This window comes from Micromonospora sp. NPDC052213, assembly GCF_040679695.1.
Lineage (GTDB): Bacteria > Actinomycetota > Actinomycetes > Mycobacteriales > Micromonosporaceae > Micromonospora.
In genome coordinates, this window is the sequence record NZ_JBFAVI010000314.1 from 1 (window position 1) to 2,826 (window position 2,826).

3 protein-coding genes are annotated in these 2,826 nt (G+C 75.1%); 2 read left to right on the top strand and 1 reads right to left on the bottom strand.

Going from position 1 to position 2,826, the window contains the following annotated elements; translation table 11 throughout:
* Positions 1–139 precede the first annotated feature (139 nt).
* Positions 140–865, bottom strand: a complete 726-nt coding sequence (locus tag AB0L34_RS33455) for a DUF899 family protein (RefSeq protein WP_363709634.1) — start codon at positions 863–865, stop codon at positions 140–142.
* A 105-nt stretch (positions 866–970) separates the two neighbouring features.
* On the opposite strand from AB0L34_RS33455, the gene rfbA reads away from it, so the two are divergent.
* Positions 971–1,864 carry a glucose-1-phosphate thymidylyltransferase RfbA gene (gene rfbA, locus AB0L34_RS33460; protein WP_363709636.1) on the top strand — a complete coding sequence of 298 codons (894 nt, stop codon included), beginning with the start codon at positions 971–973 and terminating at the stop codon, positions 1,862–1,864.
* A gap of 109 nt (positions 1,865–1,973) precedes the next feature.
* Positions 1,974–2,826: class I SAM-dependent methyltransferase (locus tag AB0L34_RS33465; RefSeq protein ID WP_363709638.1), on the top strand; the 853-nt coding region annotated here is incomplete at its 3' end.

Here is a 2,826-nt window from a genome sequence, read left to right on the forward strand (position 1 = left end):
GCCGGGTCGTGACCCGGCGGCGAGCAGCCGTCGCCGGGCGGGGCCGGGACGGCGTCGTGCCGGCCCGGGCGGGGCGCCGGGCCGGACGCGCGATCGTGCCGGTCCGGGGACGCCGCCCGGCCGGTCCGAGGGCGGGCCGTCAGGCCGGTGCCGGGGACGCCGCCGGGCCGGGGACGTAGTCGTTGCCGGCGTACCAGTCGCCGCGGCCCTCGGGCAGCAGGTCGAGGACGTTCCAGACCGGGCTGAGCAGGTCGATGCCGCGTTCGCCCCCGTCGGGGAAGCTCGCGGGGGCGGAGTAGAAGTGCCGCACCCGGTCGCCCTCGGCGCGCAGCACGCTGACCATCGGCCGTTGCGTGCCGTCCGGGTGCTCGGCGCGCAGGTCGGCGTTGAAGGACGTGCCGTGGCTGGACAGGATCCGCAGGCCGGTCCAGCCCCGCCCCCGGGCCCAGTCCCGCAGCCGGGGCAGCGGCGCCTTCGCCACCACCGCCACGGCGGTGTGCCGGCGCAGGTGCGGAAGCACCCCGTGGAAGCCGTCCACCCACAGCGAGCACATGGGACAGGCCTCGGCGGCGTCCGGCGCGAACATCAGGTGGTAGACGAAGAGGGTCTCGTGCTCCTCGAACAGATCGCGCAGCCGGACGCTCCGGGTCGGCCCGGTCCGGGCCAGGTCGGCCGGCCCCTCGGCGAGCCGGTAGTCGTTCAGCAGCGGGCCGGGTGGCAGCCGCCGCCTTGCCGCGGCCACGCGTTCGAGCTGGTCCCGCAGGTCCTGCTCGGCCGACGCGAGCGCCCGCCGCGCGGCCACGTACGCACTGTCGGCGCCGGCGGGCCAGCTGGGCAGCCCGGTCTCCTGGTCGACGTCGGTCATCGCGGCTCCCTCCACGACGGTCGGGCCATCTTCGGGCAGGCTACCCGCCCGGCACCCGACGTGATGTTTCCACCACGCGCAGGCGCCATGCGCTACGCTTTAAAAATGCGTGGTGTTTTGCTCGCTGGCGGCACCGGCTCGCGGATGTGGCCGGTGACCCGGGCGGTCTCCAAGCAACTGATGCCGGTCTACGACAAGCCAATGATCTTCTATCCGCTGAGCACCCTCGTGACGGCCGGTGTGCGGGAGATCCTCATCATCACGCGCCCCGACGAGCAGCCGCTGTTCCGGCGCCTGCTCGGCGACGGCGGCCAGTGGGGACTCGACCTGCGGTACGCCGTGCAGGAGCGCCCGGACGGCATCGCGCACGCGCTCCTGCTCGCCGCGGACTTCCTCGCCGGCGGCCCGGCCATGCTCGTCCTCGGCGACAACATCATCCACTCCGCCGAGCTGGACCGGCAGCTCGCCGAGCTGACCGGGGTGGACGGTGGGCTGGTGTTCGGGCTCCCGGTGGCGGACCCACGGCCGTACGGGGTGCTCGACCTCGACGAGTGCGGCGTGGTGCGCGACATCGTGGAGAAGCCCCTGGTCCCGCCGTCCCGGTACGCCGTGCCCGGCCTCTACGTGTACGGCGCCGACGTCGTCGCCGTCGCCGCGGAGCTGACGCCGAGCGCCCGGGGCGAGTTGGAGATCACCGACGTCAACCGGGAGTACCTGCGCCAGGGCCGGCTGGAGGTGCGGCTGCTCGGGCGGCGCACCGCGTGGCTGGACACCGGCCGGTTCGGCGACCTGATGAAGGCGGCCGAGTACGTGCGCGTGATCGAGGAACGGCACGGCGTCAAGGTCGGCTGCGTCGAGGAGGCGGCCTGGCGGGCGGGGCTGCTCGACGACGCGGCGATGCGCCGCCTGGCGGTGCCGCTGCGCGCCAGCGGGTACGGCGACTACCTGCTGCAACTGCTCGACGGCGAGCGTCCGGCGCGCCCGGCCGCCGTCCGGTGAGGGCCCGGGGGTCGGCGGCGGGCAGGTGATGGCAAGCTCGCGCCGTTGCCCGACCAACTTGTCAATCATATAGTGAGCTGAGGCCGAGTTCGCCTGCGAGGAGAGCGACATGACCGCCGTCCGGTTCGACTCCGTGGCCTTCAAGGCCGAGCAACGCGACACCTGGAACGCGGTCAGCGCCGGGTGGGACTTCTGGCAGGACCGCTACGAGCGGGCCGCTGCGCCGGTGACCGACTGGCTGCTGCGCGCCGCCGGGCTCCGCCCCGGCCACCGGGTGCTCGACGTCGGCTGCGGCACCGGCGAGCCGTCGGTCAGCGCCGGCCGGCTGGTCGCCCCCACCGGCCGGGTGCTCGGCATCGACCTCGCACCGGAGATGGTCGACCGTGCCCGCCGCTGCGCCGCCGGCCTCAACCACCCGATCGAGTTTGCCGAGTCCGACGTGGAGGCCCTCGACCTGCCGGCGCACTCCTTCGACGTGGTGCTCAGCCGGTGGGGGCTGATGTTCGCGGTGGACCGGCAGCGCACCCTCGCGGGCCTGCACCGCCTGCTGGCTCCCGGCGGCGTGCTGGCCGCCGCCGTCTGGGGGCCGCCGGAGGCGAACCCGATGACCTCGCTGGGCTTCCGGACGCTGGCCGCGGGCCTGCCGGTTCCCCCGCCGGGCCGTCCCGGCCCGTTCAGCATGTCCGACGCCGAACGCACCCGCGCCGACCTGCTCGCCGCGGGCTTCACGGACGTCGGCACCGAGTCCGTCGGGATCGCGATGCGCTTCGCCTCCGTCGACGAGTACCTCGCGTACACCCGCGACGTGACGCCGCCCGGTGTGCTCGCCACGGTGCGGCGGCAGCTCGGCGCCGACGCGGAGCGGGCGGGCTGGGAGCGGCTCGCCGGGGCCGCCGCCGCCTTCGCCGACGCGGACGGCGTGCTCACCCTGCCCGGCTCGGCGCTCTGCCTGCGCGCGCGCC